This window comes from Streptomyces sp. NPDC049597, assembly GCF_040675505.1.
Taxonomy (GTDB): domain Bacteria; phylum Actinomycetota; class Actinomycetes; order Streptomycetales; family Streptomycetaceae; genus Streptomyces.
Window position 1 is genome coordinate 124913 of the sequence record NZ_JBFAOY010000017.1, and the last position, 16794, is coordinate 141706.

General features: G+C 69.7%; 16 protein-coding genes. 7 read left to right on the forward strand and 9 right to left on the reverse strand.

What is annotated here, in order from left to right; all coding sequences use genetic code 11:
* The first annotated feature begins 64 nt into the window (after positions 1 to 64).
* Complete coding sequence (locus AB0K02_RS20665) at positions 65 to 2431, forward strand: galactose oxidase-like domain-containing protein (protein ID WP_365993938.1); 2367 nt, start codon at positions 65 to 67, stop codon at positions 2429 to 2431.
* A gap of 90 nt (positions 2432 to 2521) precedes the next feature.
* On the opposite strand, the gene AB0K02_RS20670 is transcribed toward AB0K02_RS20665, so the two are convergent.
* Positions 2522 to 3127, reverse strand: coding sequence for a TetR family transcriptional regulator (locus AB0K02_RS20670; RefSeq protein WP_365993913.1), 606 nt, complete (start codon positions 3125 to 3127; stop codon positions 2522 to 2524).
* Complete coding sequence (locus tag AB0K02_RS20675; protein WP_365993914.1) at positions 3124 to 3801, reverse strand: hemolysin III family protein; 678 nt, start codon at positions 3799 to 3801, stop codon at positions 3124 to 3126. Before AB0K02_RS20675 ends, AB0K02_RS20670 begins: the two co-directional genes overlap by 4 nt.
* 226 nt (positions 3802 to 4027) lie before the next feature.
* Between AB0K02_RS20675 and AB0K02_RS20680 the strand changes: the two genes are divergently transcribed.
* From AB0K02_RS20680 to rfbD, 4 genes are all read left to right on the forward strand, one after another.
* Positions 4028 to 5845 carry a phosphoenolpyruvate carboxykinase (GTP) gene (locus AB0K02_RS20680; RefSeq protein ID WP_365993915.1) on the forward strand — a complete coding sequence of 606 codons (1818 nt, stop codon included), beginning with the start codon at positions 4028 to 4030 and terminating at the stop codon, positions 5843 to 5845.
* 148 nt (positions 5846 to 5993) lie between these two features.
* Positions 5994 to 6941 (forward strand): glucose-1-phosphate thymidylyltransferase RfbA, encoded by a 948-nt coding sequence (rfbA, locus tag AB0K02_RS20685; RefSeq protein WP_365993916.1) that lies wholly within the window; start codon positions 5994 to 5996, stop codon positions 6939 to 6941.
* A gap of 214 nt (positions 6942 to 7155) precedes the next feature.
* A complete protein-coding gene (locus AB0K02_RS20690) occupies positions 7156 to 7950 on the forward strand; it encodes a hypothetical protein (RefSeq protein ID WP_365993917.1) in 795 nt (264 codons plus the stop codon).
* Between the two features lie 258 nt (positions 7951 to 8208).
* Positions 8209 to 9111, forward strand: coding sequence for a dTDP-4-dehydrorhamnose reductase (gene rfbD, locus AB0K02_RS20695; protein WP_365993918.1), 903 nt, complete (start codon positions 8209 to 8211; stop codon positions 9109 to 9111).
* A 79-nt stretch (positions 9112 to 9190) separates the two neighbouring features.
* Here rfbD and AB0K02_RS20700 read toward each other — a convergent pair whose 3' ends face one another.
* The 4 genes from AB0K02_RS20700 to AB0K02_RS20715 form a co-directional block, all read right to left on the reverse strand.
* Entirely contained in the window at positions 9191 to 10465 is a 1275-nt protein-coding gene (locus AB0K02_RS20700) for a glycosyltransferase (RefSeq protein ID WP_365993920.1), read from the reverse strand.
* Complete coding sequence (locus AB0K02_RS20705; RefSeq protein WP_365993922.1) at positions 10462 to 11085, reverse strand: tetratricopeptide repeat protein; 624 nt, start codon at positions 11083 to 11085, stop codon at positions 10462 to 10464. The genes AB0K02_RS20700 and AB0K02_RS20705 overlap by 4 nt, the downstream gene beginning before the upstream one ends.
* Positions 11086 to 11680: 595 nt before the next feature.
* Complete coding sequence (locus AB0K02_RS20710; RefSeq protein WP_365993923.1) at positions 11681 to 12067, reverse strand: hypothetical protein; 387 nt, start codon at positions 12065 to 12067, stop codon at positions 11681 to 11683.
* 124 nt (positions 12068 to 12191) lie between these two features.
* Entirely contained in the window at positions 12192 to 13403 is a 1212-nt protein-coding gene (locus AB0K02_RS20715; RefSeq protein ID WP_177152143.1) for a pyridoxal phosphate-dependent aminotransferase, read from the reverse strand.
* Between the two features lie 372 nt (positions 13404 to 13775).
* Between AB0K02_RS20715 and AB0K02_RS20720 the strand changes: the two genes are divergently transcribed.
* Complete coding sequence (locus AB0K02_RS20720; RefSeq protein ID WP_365993924.1) at positions 13776 to 14591, forward strand: putative protein N(5)-glutamine methyltransferase; 816 nt, start codon at positions 13776 to 13778, stop codon at positions 14589 to 14591.
* Between the two features lie 149 nt (positions 14592 to 14740).
* On the opposite strand, the gene AB0K02_RS20725 is transcribed toward AB0K02_RS20720, so the two are convergent.
* Both AB0K02_RS20725 and AB0K02_RS20730 read right to left on the reverse strand, forming a co-directional pair.
* Positions 14741 to 14974 (reverse strand): chaplin, encoded by a 234-nt coding sequence (locus AB0K02_RS20725; protein WP_365993925.1) that lies wholly within the window; start codon positions 14972 to 14974, stop codon positions 14741 to 14743.
* Positions 14971 to 15243: a hypothetical protein gene (locus tag AB0K02_RS20730; RefSeq protein WP_365993926.1), complete on the reverse strand. Its 273-nt coding sequence runs from the start codon at positions 15241 to 15243 to the stop codon at positions 14971 to 14973. Before AB0K02_RS20730 ends, AB0K02_RS20725 begins: the two co-directional genes overlap by 4 nt.
* A 252-nt stretch (positions 15244 to 15495) precedes the next feature.
* Between AB0K02_RS20730 and AB0K02_RS20735 the strand changes: the two genes are divergently transcribed.
* Entirely contained in the window at positions 15496 to 16161 is a 666-nt protein-coding gene (locus tag AB0K02_RS20735; protein WP_365993927.1) for a vitamin K epoxide reductase family protein, read from the forward strand.
* Positions 16162 to 16238: 77 nt separating this feature from the next.
* On the opposite strand, the gene AB0K02_RS20740 is transcribed toward AB0K02_RS20735, so the two are convergent.
* The gene (locus tag AB0K02_RS20740; RefSeq protein WP_365993928.1) at positions 16239 to 16469 is read right to left on the reverse strand and encodes a hypothetical protein; all 231 of its coding nucleotides are present in this window, start codon (positions 16467 to 16469) and stop codon (positions 16239 to 16241) included.
* Positions 16470 to 16794 lie beyond the last annotated feature (325 nt).

The window sequence follows — 16794 nt, forward strand, 5'->3', positions numbered from 1 at the left end:
GCCACCACCATTTCGGATTGCACCCCTCCGCAGGCGCCGCACCGCCCTGCTCGCGGTCGGCGCCATGACCACAGCCCTGCTCGTCTCCGCGCCGCAGGCGGCGCAGGCGGGCCCGCCCAACCTGATCTCCAATCCCGGCTTCGAGACGGCAGGCACCGGCGACATGCCCGCCTGCTGGTCCCCGTCCGGCTGGGGCGACAACGACTTCTCCTTCGAGAACGTCACCGACGCCCACTCCGGCTCCCAGGCGATGAGGGTCTCGCTCACGCGCCGCGTCGACGGCGACCGCAAGGCGCTGATCACGGAGAACACGGCCTGCGCGCCGACGGTCACGCCCGAGAAGCAGTACGACCTCTCCCTCTGGTACAAGTCCACGACCCCCGACACGGCGGTCACGCTCTTCCGGCGTGACACGACGGCGGGCTGGCAGTACTGGACCGACCTCAAGACCCTGGACATGAGCGCCGGTTACCAGCGCGCGGAGGTCCGCACACCCGCCGTCCCGCCCGGCACCGACAAGATCGCCTGGGGTGTGTCGGTGTACGGGACCGGGTCGGTCACGACCGACGACTACGTGATGGAGGAGGTGTCCGTCCCCACCCCCGCACCGCGGTGCACGGGCACGCCCGAGGAGTGCCTCAAGGGCCGCTGGGACGTCCTGCCCGTGAAGAACCCGGTGCGTTCCATGCACTCCGTGGTGCTGCGTGGGGGCAAGGTGCTGGTCATCGCCGGCTCGGGCAACGACCCGGCGCAGTTCGCGGCGGGCACGTTCACCTCGGCGGTGTACGACCCGGAGAAGGGCACGTTCCGTACGATCCCGACGCCGGTCGACATGTTCTGCGCGGGCCATGTGCAGCTCCAGGACGGCAGGATCCTGATCATGAGCGGCACCAAGGGCTATCCCTCGGCGGACGGCTCGATCGGCTACCAGGGACTGAAGGACTCGTTCGTCTTCGACCCCGAGACCGAGACCTACACCCGTACGAACGACATGCACGAGGGCCACTGGTACCCGTCGGCGACGATCCTCGGCAACGGCGACGTCATCTCCTTCGGCGGCCTGAAGCAGGACTCCACCGGCAACGTGACCACCGAGAAGTTCTCCGCAGCGCAGAACAGGTGGCTGCCGATCAACGAGGTGAACCAGACCTGGTCGTACTGGGGCCTGTACCCGTCGATGATCCTCATGCAGGACGGCCGGCTCTTCTACTCCGGCAGCCACACCTTCGGCAACGGCACGCCCGGAACCGGCGCCTCCATCTACGACTACGAGGCCAACACCGTCACCGACGTCCCGGGCCTGCAGGCCAAGGACGAACGCGACGAGTCGGCGAGCGTGCTGCTGCCGCCCGCACAGGACCAGCGGGTGCTGACGATCGGCGGCGGCAACAACGAGACGAACCCGGCCGCCAACCGGTACACCGACATCATCGACCTCAAGCGGCCCGACCCGGCCTATGTGCACGGCCCGTTGCTGCCGCAGGGCGAGGTCGACCAGGGCCGGGGACGGCGCCCGCAGACCGGCGCCGAGGGCAAGATGTACGTCTCCGCGGTGCTCCTGCCGGACGGCAAGGTCTTCGAGACGGGCGGCGCGCTGCACGACCGGGCCGACCCGGTGTACGAGGCGTCGTTCTTCGACCCGGTGACGAACACCTACGAGGCGGGCCTCGCGACGGACCCGGTCCCGCGCGGCTACCACTCGTCCTCGTTCCTGCTCCCGGACGGCCGGGTGATGTCGGTCGGCGACAACCCGGGCAACGGCACGTACAACCACAACGTGTCTCTCTACACGCCGCCGTACCTGCTGAGGGGCGCGCGCCCCCAGATCACGTCGGTGATCGACGGGGAGTGGACGTACGGCGACACGCAGCGGATCACGGTGGACCGCCCGATCGCCAAGGCGCAGCTGATCCGCCCGGCGGCGGTGACGCACTCGTCCGACCCGAACCAGCGCTTCGTGGACCTGCCGATGACCGTCGACGGCAACAACGTCGACCTGAACGTCACCAGCAACCCGAACCTGGCGCCGCCGGGCTGGTACATGCTGTTCGCAGTCGACGCGAACGGGGTGCCGTCGGTGGCGAAGTGGGTGCACCTCGGTGGCCCGGCGGCGACGGCCGCGGACGCGCCGTCGGCACATGTGCACTCCTTCGCCGACGCGCCGGCCAAGGCGCCGAAGAAGACGCTGACCAAGCGGAGTTCGGCGCCGGTGAGCCCGCGGATCGCCGGATGCGACCGCCACTACGGGAACGCGGGCGTGTGCGTGCCGACCGTCTTCCCGCAGACCGTGAAGCGGACGACGGCGGCACGCTGCGCCTGGCTGGCGGCGCACGACTACGGCCGGCTGAAGGTGAACGGCGCGGACGACCCGCTGCGCCTCGACCCCGACCGGGACGGCGTGGCGTGTGGGAAGGGGGACGTGAGGCGGTAGCGGGGATCCGCCGCGGTCCGGGGGCTGCTGCCCGCGGACCGCGGGCCGTGAGAACGGGAAGCGCATGGTCCTCGGCCCGGACGGCCCGCTCTAGTTGAGGCGCACTCCGCCCTTGAGCGCCCGCAGTGTCCGGTCCGTCAGCTCGACCGGATCGTCCTCGTGACCGTGCTCCGCCCAGTGGAGGATCACCTCGCGCAGCGCCGCCAGCACCGTCGCGGTGAGCACCCGTACCTCCAGGTCGTCGCGGTGACGCCCCGTGCGGTCGGCCACCGCGTGGGCCAGCGGCCCGGCGGTGGCGGCCAGGTTCTCGGACATCCGGGCCCGGACCGCCGGGATCCGAGCCATCAGCCGCGTGCGCTGGACGAAGTCCTCGCGGTCGGCCTCGACGACGGTCCGCACCGCTTCCGTCAGGACGGCCCGCAGGGAGTCAACGGGGTCCTCCCCGGTGTCGGGCCTCGCCCGCAGCCGCTCCTCCAGTGGCGGGGCGTACTCCTCGCCGAGGACGATGTCCTCCTTGGCGGGGAAGTAGCGCACGACCGTGGACGCGGACACCTCCGCGGCCGCCGCGATCTGCTCGATCGTCGTCGCTTGGTACCCCTGCTCGGCGATCAGGCGGTACGCGGCGCGGCGGATCGCGGTCCGCGTCCTGAGCTTCTTGCGCTCGCGCAGGCCCGGGCGCTGCTGTGCCTGCCTCACGAGTGCTGGTACGCCACCAGCGAGATCCCCACGTAGTGGACGATGAACGCCGCGAGTGTGAGGGAGTGGAACACCTCGTGGAAGCCGAACCAGCGCGGTGAGGGGTTCGGGCGCTTCATCCCGTAGATCACACCGCCCGCGCTGTAGAGCAGTCCGCCGACGACGACCAGCACCAGGACGGCGATCCCTCCCTCGCGCAGGAAGTCGGGCAGGAAGAACACGGCGGCCCAGCCCATCGCTATGTAACACGGCGTGTACAGCCAGCGAGGGGCGCCGACCCAGAACACCCGGAAGGCGATGCCCGCCAGCGCCGCCGCCCACACCGCCCACAGCAGCACCCGGCCTGTGGAGTGGGGGAGCAGCAGCAGGGTGAGCGGGGTGTAGGTGCCCGCGATGATCAGGAAGATGTTCGCGTGGTCGAGCCGGCGCAGCACGGCGGTGGCCCGCGGTCCCCAGGTACCCCGGTGGTAGAGCGCGCTGACGCCGAACAGCAGGCAGGCGGTCAGGGCATAGATCGCGCAGGCCATGCGTCCGCGGGTCGAGTCGGCGAGCGCGGTGAGGACCACTCCGGCGATCAGGACGGCGGGGAACATCCCGGCGTGCAACCAGCCTCGCAGCCTCGGCTTCACCGGCGGGGGGTCCATCTCCGTCACTTCGGGCGCGGCTGCAGTCATGCCCGGCATGTTACCTACGCGACCGTAGGTAACGGGACGGAGTGGCCATGCTCACGCGCCAGTGGTCATGCTCACGTGAGGCGTCCTCTGGACATATGGGCACTTGGCACCGATGATCAGATGAGTGCGGTCGGCACCGGATGAGCGCCAGCCACAAGTAGGCCGAAGCATCCGGGTCGCAGCCCCCACGGGGCAACAACCCATATCCCCTCATTTAGGAGCGATCGTGGCGCGCGACATCGCGGCTCCCCTGCCCACCACCCACCAGAAACTGATCGCCTGGGTCGATGAGATCGCGGCGATCACGCAGCCGGACGAGATCGTCTGGTGCGACGGCTCGGAAGCCGAGTACGACCGGCTGTGCGAGGAGCTGGTGGCCAAGGGGACCTTCAGGAAACTGGACCCGATCAAGCGCCCGAACTCGTACTACGCCGCTTCCGACCCCACCGACGTCGCCCGCGTCGAGGACCGCACCTTCATCTGCTCCGAGAAGGAGGCGGACGCCGGCCCCACGAACCACTGGAAGGCCCCGGCGGAGATGAAGGAGATCTTCGCCGGCGAGGAGGGGATCTTCCGCGGCTCGATGAAGGGCCGGACGATGTACGTCGTCCCGTTCTGCATGGGCCCCCTCGGCTCGCCGCTGTCCGCGATCGGCGTCGAGATCACCGACTCCGCCTACGTCGCGGTCTCCATGCGCACCATGACCCGCATGGGACAGCCGGTCCTCGACGAGCTCGGCACCGACGGCTTCTTCGTCAAGGCCGTCCACACGCTGGGCGCGCCGCTGGAGGAGGGCCAGGAGGACGTTCCGTGGCCGTGCAACTCCACCAAGTACATCTCGCACTTCCCCGAGACCCGTGAGATCTGGTCGTACGGCTCCGGCTACGGCGGCAACGCCCTGCTCGGCAAGAAGTGCTACGCCCTGCGCATCGCGTCCGTCATGGCCCGCGACGAGGGCTGGCTCGCCGAGCACATGCTCATCCTCAAGCTGACCCCGCCGCAGGGCGAGGCCAAGTACGTGGCCGCCGCGTTCCCGTCCGCCTGCGGCAAGACCAACCTCGCCATGCTGGAGCCCACGATCTCCGGCTGGACGGTGGAGACCATCGGTGACGACATCGCCTGGATGCGCTTCGGCGAGGACGGCCGTCTCTACGCGATCAACCCCGAGGCCGGCTTCTTCGGCGTCGCGCCCGGCACCGGCGAGCACACCAACGCCAACGCCATGAAGACCCTGTGGGGCAACGCGGTCTTCACCAACGTCGCCCTCACCGACGACAACGACGTGTGGTGGGAGGGCATGACCGAGGAGGCGCCGAAGCACCTCACGGACTGGAAGGGCAACGACTGGACGCCGGACTCCGAGACCCCGGCCGCCCACCCCAACGCCCGCTTCACCGTCCCCGCGTCCCAGTGCCCGATCATCGCGCCGGAGTGGGAGGACCCCAAGGGCGTGCCGATCTCGGCGATCCTCTTCGGCGGCCGCCGCGCCTCCGCCGTCCCGCTGGTGACCGAGTCCTTCGACTGGCAGCACGGCGTCTTCCTCGGCGCGAACGTCGCCTCCGAGAAGACGGCCGCCGCCGAGGGCAAGGTCGGCGAGCTGCGTCGCGACCCGTTCGCCATGCTGCCGTTCTGCGGCTACAACATGGGCGACTACATGGCCCACTGGATCAAGGTGGGCAAGAGTGCCGACCAGTCCAAGCTGCCGAAGATCTACTACGTGAACTGGTTCCGCAAGAACGACGCCGGCAAGTTCGTCTGGCCCGGCTTCGGCGAGAACAGCCGCGTGCTGAAGTGGATCGTGGAGCGCCTGGAGGGCAAGGCGGAGGGCGTCGAGACCCCCATCGGCATCCTGCCGACGCGTGACGCGCTCGACACCGAGGGCCTGGACCTGCCCGAGGAGGACCTCGACTTCCTGCTCAAGGTCGACGCCGACGTGTGGCGCGAGGAGGCCGCCCTGGTCCCCGAGCACCTCAACACCTTCGGCGACCACACGCCCAAGGAGCTGTGGGACGAGTACCGGGCGCTGGTTTCCCGCCTGGGCTGAGCCGCTCTCGACCGGAGCCCCCGTACAACGGCGTACGGGGGCTCCGGCCGTTCGCCGCTCCGTCGATCACCATCGACGAAGACGGTCAGATATTCCGCAACTCGCGCGGAAGAGCCGCATTCATGGGCAATTCACCTATGGTGCTGCCATGCGTGGAATTCTCCTGGCCGGGGGCACCGGCTCGCGACTGTGGCCGTTGACCCGCTCGGTGTCGAAGCAGCTGTTGCCGGTCTTCGACAAGCCCATGGTCTATTATCCGCTGTCCACACTCGTGATGGCCGGGGTGAGCGAGATTCTGATCGTCACCACCCCCGAAGACCAGCACCAGTTCCGCAGGTTGCTCGGTGACGGAAGTCAACTGGGCCTACGGCTGGAATACATGACGCAGGAGCGCCCGGAAGGCATCGCGCACGCTTTCGTGCTGGGGGCCGATTTCGTCGGCGGCGAGTCGGTCGCGCTCATTCTGGGCGACAACATCTTTCATGGCAGCGGTCTTGGCACGCGGCTGGCCCGCTGCGGAGAGGTGAAGGGCGGCAGAGTATTCGCCTATCAGGTCGCCAACCCCTCGGCTTACGGCGTGGTGGAGTTCGACGAGTTGGGCCGAGCGCTGTCCATCGAGGAGAAACCCGCCCGGCCGAAATCCCGGTACGCCGTGCCGGGGCTGTACTTCTACGACAACCGCGTCGTGGACATCGCCCACGGCCTCCGGCCCAGCGCCAGGGGCGAGTTGGAGATCACCGACCTCAACCGGGTCTATCTCGACTCCGGGGCCCTGCAGGTCACACGGCTCGACCGGGGCACCGCCTGGCTGGACACCGGGACCTTCACCTCGATGGTCCAGGCTTCGGAGTTCGTCCGGGTGATCGAGGAGCGCCAGGGCTTCAAGGTCGGCTGCATCGAGGAGACGGTCTGGCGGGCCGGCCTCATCGACGACGACCGGCTCCGGGAACTGGCCAAGCCGCTGCGCAAGAGCGGATACGGAAACTATCTGCTGGGGCTGCTTGAGGACTCCCGATACGCCGTCATGCCCCAAAGGGAGCCTGTGTCGCACCCCCAAGAACTGCTGCGCACAGGACCGGGCGCGTCTGTGCGATGAAGGGCGAGGGTGACCGGGTATTCCATGCGTGGCCGCCGCCCGAGTGATCTTCACCCGCAACGCGGCGCAATTCCCGATAATACGGCCCCGCGAGAGAAGAATCCCCCTGTCCGTAGCCATCGGCGACGAGACACGCATGCGTACCGAGCGCGCTTTCTCCGAGTGCGCGCGCCTGCGGAGTGGTCACTTCAAGTCTCATGAGAAAGGTTCTCTGGTGAGCCGTAGAACGATCCGTAGTTCCCGCGTGAAGTCCGCCACGATGGTTTCGGCGGGCGCGCTTGCCGTGGCGCTCAACGTCGTCCCGAGCACGCAGGCCATCGCCGACGCGATTCACAGGTCGGGCACCGAACACAGCGTGGGACTGCCTGGCCCGAACGGCATCACGAGTGCCGACCGAGCCAAGGACAGGGACAAGGACAAGGGCAAGGAAGGCCCGCGCGGCCCGCGGGGTCCCCAGGGTCCCCAGGGTCCCCAGGGCTTCCAGGGCGCCCAGGGCGCCCAGGGTGACCCGGGCGGTCCGCAGGGTGAGCAGGGTCCCCAGGGCTTCCAGGGCGCCCCCGGTGCGCAGGGTCCCCAGGGCTTCCAGGGCGACGCGGGTGCCCAGGGTGCTCAGGGCGACGCCGGTGTGCAGGGGCCGCAGGGCTTCCAGGGCGACGCGGGTGCCCAGGGTGCTCAGGGCGACGCGGGTGCCCAGGGTGCTCAGGGCGACGCCGGTGCGCAGGGTCCCCAGGGCTTCCAGGGCACCCAGGGCACCGCGGGTGCGACGACGCTCGACCTCTACACCGTCGTCGGCGCCCCGGGCACCCAGTCGACTGCCCTGTGCCTCGGCAACGACGTCGCCACCGGCGGCGGCTTCCAGGGCACCATCACCGGCATCATCGTCGACCAGAACGCACCCGTCCCCGGTACCCAGGGCAGTGTGCCCGTCGGGTGGCAGGTCACCGAGGCCGTGGCCGCGTCGCCCATCGGTGCCCAGGTCACCGCGTTCGCGGTCTGCCACGACGTATGACGGCTCCCTGGTGACCGGCGGTCCGGCCCGGACCGTCCGCCTCACCCGGGAATCACTGACGGTGCCCGCGAGGCCTCGGCCTCGCGGGCACCGTCCGCGTTCTGTCTGCTTTCCGCAGCGCGTCCACGAAGGATTTCGGAGAACCATGCGCATCCTGGTGACCGGCGGCGCCGGCCTCATCGGTCCGGAACACGTCCGTCGGCAGCCGAGTCCGGGTCCGACGGCTCGGGTCACGGTCCTCGAGGGGGCGGAACGCTGATGACCACACGCTGGTTGGTGACCGGTGCCGGGGGAATGCTCGGCCAGGACGTGCTGGCGGAACTCACCGCAGATCCGGACGCCGTGGTGACAGGACTGAGCCGCGAGCAGCTCGACATCACCGAACCGATCGCGCTGCACGCGGCCGTCGCCGGTCACCACGTGGTCGTCAACTGCGCGGCCTGGACGGACGTCGACCGCGCCGAGCAGGCCGAGGCGGCGGCCACGGCCGTGAACGGCACGGGCGTCCGCCACCTGGCGCGCGCCTGCGCGGGCAGCGGAACGATCCTGCTGCACGTGTCCACGGACCAGGTGTTCTCGGGTGACACCCGCGAGCCGTACCCCGAGGACGCACCGACCAGGCCCGTCAACGCGTACGGGCGGGGCAAGCTGGCGGGGGAGCAGGCAGTCGCCGGGCTGCTGCCGCGCAGCGGCTATGTCGTGCGCACCGCCTGGCTCTACGGCGCGCACGGTCCCAACTTCGTGGCCACCATGCTCGAACTCGCCGCGCGCCGCGAGACGCTGGACGTGGTGGCCGACCAGTACGGCCAGCCCACCTGGTCGCGTGCACTCGCCCGACAGCTGGCCGCGCTCGGCCGTGCCGCACTGGCCGGGCGGGCGCCGGCAGGCGTCTACCACGGCACGGCGGCCGGTCACACCACGTGGTACGGCCTGGCCCGGGAGACCTTCCGGCTGAGCGGCCTCGATCCCGACCGGATCCGCCCGGTCGGCTCGGCGGTGTTCCCGCGCCCCGCCGGCCGCCCCGCGTTCGGTGTGCTCGGCCACGGCGGCTGGCCGCGCACCGGCCTTGCGCCCCTGCCGCAGTGGGACGCCCAGCTGACGGCGGCCCTGGAGACGCCCTCCTTCGCCGCTCTGGCCGCTGCGGCGCGGACGGGTGGCTGACGTATCGCCGACCCGCCCTCCAGGCAAGAGGCGCCCGGCCGGACCTGATGGTCCCGCCGGGCGCCTTGTCGTGCGTCGCCTACACCAGCAGCGGGCCGCCGCACCGCTCGGCGCCGTCCTTCATGGCGATGAGGTTCGCCACCACGTAGGAGATGTTGTTCTTGGAGTGCCAGTCGGTCGGGTAGTAGGTGACCAGCCGTGACTTCTGGAAGCGGGCCTCGATCTCGGGCACGAAGGCCCGGTACTGGTTGTCCGTGTAGTACCAGAAGGAGTTCTCGTTGTAGAAGGCGACGTGTGTCGGGTCCTGGTAGGCGCCACGGCCGTCGGAGCTGGGGGTCATGGTGAGGAGCATCCCCCCGGGTGCCAGCAGCCGGTACAGCTCGTTGATCAGCGGCACCTTCGCGGGCACGTGCTCGAGGAAGTCCACCGCCCGCATCAGACCGACGGAGTTGTCGGGCAGGTCCAGCTTGTCGGGCAGGGTCGCGACGATGTCCACGCCCTCTCCCGGGTACTGGTCCACGCCCAGGTAGCCGGGCGGCTTCCGGTGGGCCGCGCCGAGGTCCAGCGCGAGCAGGCCGCGGCGCTGGGTCCAGGCGAGGGCGTTGGCCTCGATGTACTTGTCGTACAGGGCGACCGTCTCGCGCTGGATGTGTGCGTTCACCTCCGGGTCGCGCTGGGTGTTCGCACGGTGCATCCGCTGGAGGTACAGGCAGCGGGGGATGTGGTGGAAGTCGCCGACATGGAACAGACGGCACATCAGGTCCTGGTCGTCCAGGACCGTACGGGTGGCGTCGTACCCGCCGACCTTCTCGTAGGCGTCCCTGCGGAACGACCGTACGTGGTTGGGCGCGTACCAGATGTAGGCCACGTTGTGGGGCGTCGGTTCCATGGACTTGGCCGCCAGCAGCTTGCGGCCGTCGACGCGGACCTCCTCGTACTGCCAGCCGTGCGTCGCGTTGAACCGGGACTCCTCCCGCTTCCCGTCCTCGGTGATGTGCGCGGTGTTGCTGTAGACGAAAACGGCGTCGGGGTGCGCGTCGAATGCCTTGCCGAGCTGGGTCAGACACGCCTTCGCCAGGAGATCGTCGTGGTCGAGTTCCACCAGGATCTCGCCGCGCGCCAGTTCACAGGCCCTGCGCTTGGCCGCTCCGACACCGCGGATCTCGTCCGCGATCTCCACGCGGACACGCTCGTCGGGTCGCTCCGGCCGCCACCGGGCGCCGTTGTTGAGCACGACGATCCACTCCCAGTCCGAACAGGTCTGCGCCTGCAGAGTCGCCAGGCACTCATCGAGAAAACGCGGCTGGTGGCTGGGGGTGAAGACGGAGAACCTCGGTGTCGCAGTCGACGTCATCTGGTACCTGCCTGGCTCGATGTCGGAGAGGGTGAGGGACTTACGGAATCCTTGAAGGATTCGGGCAGTTGAGAATGCAGCGAGGGATCGGCCGCAACGGCGCGACGGAATGAGGCCTCGGCCTCTTTGCCGCGGTCCTTCTTCGCCAGGATGTTCCCGATGTGCAGATGGGCCGTGGCGGCCTTCGGGTTGACGGCAGTGGCACGCCTCAGGAGTGCGAGAGCCCGGTCGGGCTGACTCGACTTCAGCAGCAGCGCCTGATTGAAGAGAGCCGACGTGAACGACGGATCGATCTTCAGCGCCTTATCATAAGCGGCATGGGCATCAGCCGTCCTGCCGTCCTGCTGGGCGAGGACGCCCAGGTTGTACCAGGCGTGCTCGCTGCCAGGATCCAGTTCCAGCACTCGCCTGTAGGTACGGGCCGCCCCATCGTAATCCTGGTATTTCTCCTGCAGAATGCCGGCCTGCAACAGCGCATGCGCCTCTGAGGTCTTCCGGGCCGCCGAAGCGGCATCGGATTCAGGGGCAGCGGCCGACTGGGACTGAATCGCCCAGATGACGACCCCGGTGGCAGCCGCCGCCGTTCCGGCTAGCCCTGCCCACAATCGCCTACGTTTCACTTGGTCACATCTCATGGAGTCGGTGAGGGAGGGAATGAATCTGGCTGATTCAGGTGGCAGACATGCAGAAGCCCGCGGGCGGTGCCGGCGATACCGGAGTCCGAACCACCGTCATGCTCACCAAAGTTACGAGGTGGTCCTTGTGCCGCCGCTGTTCGGCGGAGGCTTGGGGCGTACAGTCCACCCGAATGTACGCATCACAGATACGGTGTGCGGGCGCGCAAGTCGTGAACGCCCGGTCGCCGCAGAGCGCTTGGAAGGGCGTGTTCGGCAATTGGGCAGATCCGACAGGCTCGTTGCCCTGGTTGCTCCGGGAAATGCGCTCCGTGGCCGAATGCGTATTGTCGCGCAGTGTTTTGATCACGACGGCGTGTGCTGCGGATGGTGACGGCGGACCGCGTCGGTCGGTTCGGAGTCTCGACGGCGGTCTCGGCGACGCGAAGGCGGGCTCGGCCGGTCCGGTGCGTCGCGCGTGGGTGACGCATGCCGTGCCCGGTCCGAGGGGCGGTCGGACGGCCATGAGGGCAGGCAGGTGCAGGCGATGTACGGGTGGCACCCGGTCCGCGCGCCTCTTCCGGCACGCGGACCGGGGCCGTCAGGGGGCGCCGATCAGCTGCGTGTCGCGCAGCGCGGCGGTGTGCGCGTCCATCCGCTCGGCGGCGAGGATCGCGGCGGCTGTGTCGGCGCGGGACGCGGCGACCACCAGGGCGCGGCCCGCGAGGGCGTGCGCACGCTGGTGCAGGGCGGCGGGGTCGGCGTGGGTCAGCGCGGCATGCCGGGCGGGCGGCGCGCCGCGCAGCCGGGACACCTGGGTCGCGATGGCCTCCGCCGCGGCGTCGAGACCGAGCTCGTCGGTGACGGCGAGGAGCGCGGCAAGATGTCCGGCGAGCTGGATGTCCAGCTCCTCCTCGCGGCTGCGGTGCGGGTACTGCGCCTGGTCGGCCATCGAGTGGACCGACTTGGTGCGGATCGGCTCGTACATGGGATGGCCTCCTGCTCACGGTCAGGAGACCATCCTACATTGGATTCAGTCTAAAGTTGAGCCCGCTCGGGACTTTGTCAGCTGTCTGGGGTGGCGGAGCCGGAACGGTCGTCCGTCCGTGCGCTCAGTGCTGGCTGTAGCCGCCCAGGAAGCTGCCGATCCGGCCGACGGCGTCCGCCAGGTCCTTCGCCGACGGCAGCGTCACGATGCGGAAGTGGTCGGGCTCCGGCCAGTTGAAGCCCGTCCCGTGCACCACCATGATCTTCTCGGCCCGCAGCAGGTCGAGCACCATCTGACGGTCGTCCTTGACCTTGTGGACCGACGGGTCGAGCCGCGGGAACAGGTACAGCGCCCCCTTCGGCTTCACACAGGTGACGCCGGGGATCTGCGTCAGCAGCTCGTAGGCGGTGTCGCGCTGCTCCAGCAGCCGTCCGCCGGGCAGGACCAGCTGCTCGATCGACTGCCGGCCTCCCAGCGCCGTGGCCACGGCGTGCTGGGCCGGCATGTTGGCGCACAGCCGCATGTTGGCGAGGATCGTCAGCCCCTCGATGTACGAGGAGGCATGCGCCTTCGGCCCGCACACGGCGAGCCAGCCGGAGCGGTAGCCCGCGACCCGGTAGTTCTTGGAGAGCCCGTTGAAGGTGAGCACCAGCAGGTCAGGGGCGATGGCGGCGGTCGGAGTATGGGTTGCCCCGTCGTAGAGGATCTTGTCGTAGATCTCGTCGGAGCAGACGACCAGACGGTGCCGCCGGGCGATCTCCGTGAGGCTGCGCAGCATCTCGTCGTCGTAGACGGCGCCCGTCGGGTTGTTCGGGTTGATGATCACGATCGCCTTGGTGCGGTCGGTGATCTTGCGCTCGATGTCCGCGAGGTCGGGCATCCAGTCCGACTGCTCGTCGCAGCGGTAGTGCACGGCCGTGCCGCCGGACAGCGACACGGACGCCGTCCACAGCGGGTAGTCGGGCGCGGGCACCAGCACCTCGTCGCCGTCGTCGAGCAGCGCCTGCATCGACATCTGGATCAGCTCGGAGACGCCGTTGCCCAGGTAGACGTCCTCGACGTCGAGGTCGATGCCCTTGGTCTGGTAGTGCTGCATGACCGCGCGGCGGGCGGACAGCAGCCCCTTCGCGTCCCCGTAGCCGTGCGCGCCGCCGACGTTGCGCAGGATGTCCTCGAGGATCTCCGGCGGGCAGTCGAATCCGAAGGCGGCGGGATTGCCGGTGTTGAGCTTGAGGATGCGGTGACCTGCTGCCTCGAGCCGCATCGCCTCCTCGAGGACGGGGCCTCGGATTTCGTAACAGACGTTTGCGAGCTTCGTGGACTGGATCACCTGCATGCCGTGAGCTTACGGGGGCCCGGGAATGATCGCTTCGAGTTCCTGACGACGGAAGCGTGGCGCGAATGTCCCGTTTTGCTGCTTCCGCTGGTGCCTGCGCCCGAGGCCCTTCGAATGCGGTTTGCGACCCCCCGGACCACCTGCGAAATCCGTCGCCGCCCCCGCACATGTGGCGCTTGTCACCTCGCGACGGAGAAGTGCCCTGCTCGGGGGGTAGGGTGTGCGTCCACGCAGTGCACGGACCGACCCGGGAGGTGAGATCCCATTTCCGCGAACGCAGGCAGGGCTCCCTCTCCCCGTCACCGTGCGGTCGGCCCGGAGTGACCGGGCTGGGGTGAGTGCGGGTGCCCTTCGGTCCCCGAAAGGCCTTCCATGTCGGTTCCGCCGATCCCTCTTCTCCCCTCCTCCATCGCCTCCGTCGACGTCTCCACCGTCGTCGCCACCCTCCGCGCCGCCGGCTGTGTCTTCGCCGAGGACGAGGCGCAGCTGCTGATCTCCACCGCCCGTGACGCCGACGAGCTGGCCGCCATGATCGGGCGCCGGGTCGCGGGCCGGCCCCTGGAGCACGTCCTCGGCTGGGCCGCGTTCCACGGCCTGCGGATGGCCGTCGACGAAGGGGTGTTCGTGCCCAGGCGGCGCAGCGAGTTCCTGGTCGAGTGCGCGGTCGCGCTCGCCCCGCCCGGTGCCGTCGTCGTCGACCTGTGCTGCGGCTCGGGCGCCCTCGGCACCGCCGTGCTGCACGCGCTCGGCGGCGGGGAACTGCACGCCGCCGACATCGAGCCCGCCGCCGTGCGCTGCGCGCGCCGCAATGTCGCGACCGTCGGCGGCCGGGTATACGAGGGGGACCTCTACGCGCCCCTGCCCGCCGAGCTCCGGGGCCGTGTCGACGTCCTCGTCGCCAACGCCCCGTACGTGCCGACTCGCGAGATCGGCCTCCTGCCGCCCGAGGCCCGTGACCACGAGCCGCTGGTCGCGCTGGACGGCGGCACGGACGGGCTCGACATCCAGCGCCGGGTGACGGCCGGAGCCGCCCGGTGGCTGGCGCCCGGCGGGGCGCTGCTCATCGAGACGAGCGAGCGCCAGGCCGCCCGGACCGCGGAGGCCTTCGCCCGGCACGGTCTCGCTCCGCGGATCGAGGCGTGCGAGGAACTGGGCGCGACGGTGGTGATCGGCGTCCGGTCCGCGTAGACCGTACGGGCCGGTCCCGGGCGCGGCATGCTCCTCGCGCGCGGTTTACCGGTGGCGCGCGGGCGTGCCAGGACACGGAGAAGCCCCGAGAAGCGTCGTCGCTCCTCGGGGCCGCATCCGTCGTCGCGTCAGGGACGCGGGACGGAACGTCAGCCGTTGAGGCAGGCGCTGCCGGCGGCCGGGTTCAGCAGACCGAGCAGGTTGACCGAGTTGCCGCAGAGGCTCAGGGGGACGTGGACCGGGAGCTGAACGACGTTGCCGGACAGCACGCCCGGGGAGCCGGCGGCGATGCCCTCGGCGCCGACGTCGGCAACGGCGGGCGCGGCGCCGCCCAGCGCCAGGACGAGACCGGCGGCGACGGCTGCAGCCTTCTTGTGCTTCATTTCGATCCTTTCAGCAGGGGCACGGTACGCGGTACGGCCTTCGTGCCGCGCAGCCGCATTTCCTTCATGCGGGCATGCGCCTTCCGCAGAACTAGTAACGATGCGATTCCCGGTCGGAAACCGGTCGGCCCCTGCTGATTCGGAAAGTCACTCGTATGCCCCACATATAATGATTCGAACGGGTGCGCGGAATCTGCCGAGAAATTGTTGCGGATTCTGTTCGGAAATTGATTCCGGGCGCCGAAGTTCCCCTGCACCATGATCCGCACGGGGCGCTGCGTGCGCGAGAGGTGCGGTTGTTTCCCTTGCCGTCGGCCGAGGGGGCCGGCGCATCGCCGACGGCGGTGACCGGGGCGGGCGTTGTCGTGGGGCCTTCACTCGAATGCCGCGCGCAGGTTGCGTCGAGGCGCCGTGGTATCCCGTTCACCCGTGGAGCCGAAAGGATTCCGCGCACGGATCGTGTGCTTCGGGTGCGGCACAATAGGCGAATCCATCAGGGTCGAACGAGTGGTGAATTCAATATGACAATTACGGCGACCGGATCCTCGTCCGTCGAACAGAGGGGAAGGCGGCGGGCGGTCAGGGTCCCCGCCCGCGGGGCGGTCGGCGGGGGGCGCGCCTTCGCCTGGATGCTGGTGGTGACAGGTGCGGCGGGGCTGCTCGCGGCGTGGGTCATCACGCTGGACAAGTTCAAGATCCTCGAGGCGAAGGTCGCGGGTGCGACCTTCACGCCGGGGTGCAGTCTCAATCCGGTGGTGTCCTGCGGCAGCGTGATGGAGAGCGACCAGGCGGCCGTCTTCGGCTTTCCCAACCCGATGCTGGGCCTGGTGACGTACGCGGTCGTGGTCGGCGTCGGGGCGAGTCTGCTGGCGGGCGCGCGTTTCCCGCGCTGGTACTGGCTGACGTTCAACGCGGGGACGCTGGTCGGCGTCGGGTTCTGCACATGGCTGATGCAGCAGTCGCTGTACGAGATCAACGCGCTGTGCCTGTGGTGCTGCCTCGCGTGGGTCGCCACGATCGTCATGTTCTGGTACGTGACCTCGCACAACGTTCGTCACGGTCTGCTGCCGGCGCCGACCGGACTGCGCGGTTTCTTCGGCGAGCTCACATGGGTGCTGCCGGTGCTGCACCTCGGGATCATCGGGATGCTGGTGCTCACCCGGTGGTGGGACTTCTGGACCGGCTGACGGACGGGTCCCCGGGCCCCGGGTGACGGGGCCCGGACACGAGGGAGCCCCGGCCGCCGACGGGGCCCCGTGCGGCCTCAGGTGTCGTGCCGGTCGTGGAGCCAGCCGCGCCGCGGTGGCGGGGGAGCGGGACGGGCCTGCTGCTCATCGGCGGAGGGGGCGGGGAAGCGGGTGAGCCGCGTCCAGTCCCCGTCCGGCCGCCCCGGCAGGGTCCGGCCGCCCGCCGCCCACTCCCGTGCCAGCTGTTCGTAGATGGGGTTGTCGTCCGACCGCGGGGCCGCAGGCGTCGTATCGGTTCTCGCCTGCACGCGCTGCCAACGAGTCGGCGCGGAAGTCCTTGCCATACGCGGGCCAACGCGCATCCGTCGGCCGAGGTCACTGGCGCGCCGGGTCGACCGGGGTACGGCGGGAACGGCCTTTCGAGCGCACGCGGCGGGATTCCCGCGTGACGCGGGGTGCGCGGTCGTCGTCGGGCGGCGCCGAGCACCGCTGGATGCTCCCGCAAGCCTTGACAGGCCATGCCGCGGGGTTTCCCGGTCGTGAAACGGCTGCCGCACAGAACGGGTCGCGGGGGCCCCCCCCGGGGGCGGGGGGGGCGCGCCCGGGGGGGGGGGGGGGAGAAGGGGCCGGGGC